The following is a 3819-nucleotide window of genomic DNA, read 5'->3' as shown; positions in this document are numbered from 1 at the left end:
GATGCGGTGCCCGAGACCCGGGGACCGATGACAGAGAGCACGACAATGACCACGACCGCTGAGACGCGCGGAACCGACGGTCCGGCCGGGCCCGACCGCGAAGCGGGCTGGCGCGACATCGCCGCGCTGCTGCTCGCCCGCATCGGCGGTCGGCTGCGGCTGATGGCCGGGGCCGTGCGACCGCTCGCCTGGGTCCTCGCGGCGATCGCGGTCGGGTGCCTGCTCGTGGCCCTGCCCCTGGGCTGGATCGAGTTCGCGGTGATCGCGCTCGTGCTCGCGATCGTGCTCGCGCTGAGCGCGCTGTTCCTCATCGGACGCACGGCCTACGAGGTCGATCTCGATCTGGCCCGCACCCGGGTCGTGGTCGGGGAGCGCGCGGTCGGTGCGCTGACCCTCGCGAACCGCGGCGGCAGGGCGATCCTGCCCTCGCGCGTGGTGCTGCCGGTCGGCGGCGGCCGCGGCGAGTTCGCCATCAAGCGCCTCGCCCCGGGCGAGGAGGCCGAGGAACTGTTCGCGATCCCCACGCATCGCCGCGGCGTGGTCTCGGTCGGACCGGTCAGCGTCGTCCGCGGCGACCCGCTCGGGCTGTTCGAGCGCGCGCATCGCCGCGACGACCCCATCGACCTCTTCGTGCATCCGCGCACGATCGTGTTCGACGGGCAGTCGCTCGGCTTCCTGCGCGACCTGGAGGGGCTCCCGGCGTCGGATCTGTCCCGCGACGACGTGTCGTTCCACGCGCTGAACGAGTATCAGCCGGGCGACGACCTGCGACGCGTGCACTGGCGTTCCTCGGCGCGCACGGGCGTGCTCATGGTGCGCCAGTACGAGGAGACGCGCCGCTCGCACTTCGTGATCGGACTCAGCCGGTCCGCGGGCGACTACGCAGAGCCCGACGAGTTCGAGCTGGCGATCTCGCTCGCCGGATCTGTGGGCCTGCGCGCGATCCGCGACTCGCAGCACGTCGAGCTGCGCGTGCAGGGCCGCGCGCTGCCCTCCAGCACCGGCAAGCAGCTGCTCGACTCTCTCGCCGGGGTCGAGGAGAGCAGGCCGAAGGAGGGAGGCCTCTCCGCCCTCGCCGGCAGCGTCGCCGCGCACATGCCGCTGTCGAGCGTCGTCGTGCTGGTGTGCGGCGCGCGCACGAGCGCCGAGGAGCTGCGCGCCGCCTGCGCGCGGCTGCCGTTCGGATCCCGGGTGCTCGCGATCGTCGCCCAGCGGGGAGCGACGCCGACGCTGCGGCGCATCGGCGAGGCCGACGTCATCACGGTGGGCGCTCTCGAGCAGTTGCCGCTCGCCCTCGGAAAGGTGCTCGCATGACCGGCCCGCTCACGCCGCGCCGCGCGCTCGTGGACCTCGCCGCCGTCGCGCTGCTCATGGGCGTCGGCGTCGTCGGCTGGTGGCCCTCGTTCGCCGGCGGCTCCTATCTGCCCGCCGCGCTCGGCGGTCTCCTGCTCGGACTCGGCATCGCCCTCCTGTGCGCGTGGCGCGGCTGGGGGATCCTCATCATCGCCGGCTTCACGCTGCTCGCATACTTCGTGTTCGGCGGCGCGCTCGCGCTGCCGAGCACCACGCTGCTCGGTGTGATCCCGACCGGCGAGACGCTCGGCGGACTCGCGGCGGGCGCCGTCACGAGCTGGAAGGCGATGCTCACCACGGTCGCCCCGGTGGCAGTGGGCGACGGCTACGGTCTCGTGCCGTTCCTGTCGGCGCTCGTGCTCACCGTGGTCGCCGCCTCGCTCGCCGTGCGGCTGCGCCGACCGACCTGGGCGCTCATCCCCGCCGGCGTGCATCTCGTGCTCGTCATCGCGATGGGTGTGCCGCAGCCGGCGGCTCCCCTCGTGCAGGGCGTCGTCTTCGCGATCGTCGCCGTCGCCTGGCTGTCGCTGCGCGGGATCGGCGACGCCGCCGACGCCGCCGTGTCGGTGGCCGCCGACGGCTCCCGTTCCACCGCGCTGCGCCGGCGGCGGCTGCTGGCCGGCGCCGCGGTGCTCGTCGTGGCGGCGCTCGCGGGAACCGGGGCCGCGGCCGCGACCACGCTCGCCGAACCCCGCCATGTCTTCCGCGACGTGGTGCTGCCGCCGTTCGACGTGCACCAGTACGCGAGCCCCTTGCAGGCGTACCGCGGCTACGTGAAGGACCACCGCAAGGACAGCCTGTTCACGGTGAAGGGCCTGCCCGAGGGCGCGCGGATCCGCATCGGCACGATGGACGACTACAACGGCGTGGTCTACGACGTCTCGGACAAGGGCGTCGGCTCCTCCGGCGCGTTCGGTCCGATCCGCGACGGCATGTCGGCGGATGCGACCGGATCCGTCGCGCGTCTGCAGTTCACGATGGACCAGTACTCGGCCGTCTGGGTGCCGGACGCCGGTCAGGTGCAGAAGATCACCTTCGGCGGATCCGATGCCGACGCGCTGCGCCGCGGGGCCTTCTACAACGAGTCCACCGGCACCGCGGTCACGATCTCGAAGCTGCGCAAGGGCGACACGTACACCGTCGACACCACGATCCCGAAGACCTGGACCGACAAGGAGCTCGAGGGTCTCGCCTTCGGCACGGTCTCGATGCCGAAGCAGGTCGAAGGGCCGGAGAAGCTCTCCTCCCTCGCCAGCGATGTCGTCGCCGACGCGAAGACCCCCATCGCGCAGGTGCGGGCCCTCGTGAAGAAGTTCTCCGAGGAGGGGTTCTTCAGCCACGGTCTGGAGGGCGAGGCGCTCAGCCGCGCCGGGCACACGGAGGAGCGCATCTCGACGCTCATCGGCGGCGAGCAGATGATCGGCGACGACGAGCAGTACGCGGTCGCGATGACGCTCGCGGCGCGGTCGCTGGGGATCCCGGCGCGCGTGGTGATGGGCTTCTACCCCGACAAAGGCAAGAAGGGCACGTTCTCCGCCAACGGCGACAACCTGCACGCCTGGGTCGAGGTGAACTTCGCGAAGGCGGGCTGGGTGGCGTTCGACCCGACCCCGCCGAAGGACAAGGTCCCGCAGGATCAGATCACCAAGCCGAAGGTCGTCCCCAAGCCGCAGGTGCTGCAGCCGCCGCCCCCGCCGCAGGAGCCGGTCGACCTGCCGCCGACCGTGCCGGACCAGCGCGGCGCGCAGGACGGCCCCAACAACCTGCTGGGGATCATCGGCGCCGTGCTCGCGATCGGCGGCAGCGTGCTGCTCGCGCTCGCGATCCTCGCCGCACCCTTCATCGTGATCGGCGCGTGGAAGGCCGCACGACGGCGCAAGCGACGGGCGGCCGAGCAGACGGCCGACCGCATCAGCGGCGGCTGGGACGAGCTCACCGACCGCGCCGTCGACTACGGTGCGCGCCTCCCGGCGGGAGCGACGCGGGCCGAAGAGGCCAGGACCGTCGCGACCGCCCTCACGGTGCCTGCGGTGACCGGGCTCGCGGAACATGCGGACTCGCAGGTGTTCGGCCCGTCCGAGCCCACCGAGGAGGACGTGGAGGCGTTCTGGCAGGAGGTGGACGGCATCGTGGCCGGCCTCGGCAAGGATGCGAACTGGCGCCGCCGTCTGCTCGCCAGGCTCAGCCTGCGCTCCCTCCTGGGCGGGTCGCGCCTGTCCACGGGTGTACAGGGGCTCCGCGATGCCGCGTCGGAGCGGATCCGCCGTCCCGGCACGGGATCCTCTGGCGCCGGAACGACGACACCTGGCACGATCGAGAGCAGCCCGCGCCAGCGGCGCGGGCGCCGCCCCGCTGGCCCCGCATCCGAGAGCGAGACCTCATGACCACGAGCCCGGCCGGGTCGATCGCGCCGCTCGCGCGCCGCGCGATCGGCTGCCTCATCGACGGCGCGATCGCCGCGTTCAT

Annotated in this window: 2 protein-coding genes; both read left to right on the top strand. The window is 72.9% G+C overall.

Going from position 1 to position 3819, the window contains the following annotated elements:
* Positions 1 to 45: 45 nt before the first annotated feature.
* A complete protein-coding gene (locus tag B7X32_RS19365; protein ID WP_292723476.1) occupies positions 46 to 1314 on the top strand; it encodes a DUF58 domain-containing protein in 1269 nt (422 codons plus the stop codon).
* Positions 1311 to 3737 (top strand): transglutaminase domain-containing protein, encoded by a 2427-nt coding sequence (locus tag B7X32_RS19360; RefSeq protein ID WP_292723473.1) that lies wholly within the window; start codon positions 1311 to 1313, stop codon positions 3735 to 3737. Before B7X32_RS19365 ends, B7X32_RS19360 begins: the two co-directional genes overlap by 4 nt.
* Positions 3738 to 3819 lie beyond the last annotated feature (82 nt).

The sequence above is a fragment of the Microbacterium sp. 13-71-7 genome, assembly GCF_002257455.1.
Taxonomy (GTDB): Bacteria; Actinomycetota; Actinomycetes; order Actinomycetales; family Microbacteriaceae; genus Microbacterium.
The sequence above is the reverse complement of the archived record's forward strand: the minus strand, read 5'-3'. Positions and strand labels throughout refer to the sequence as shown.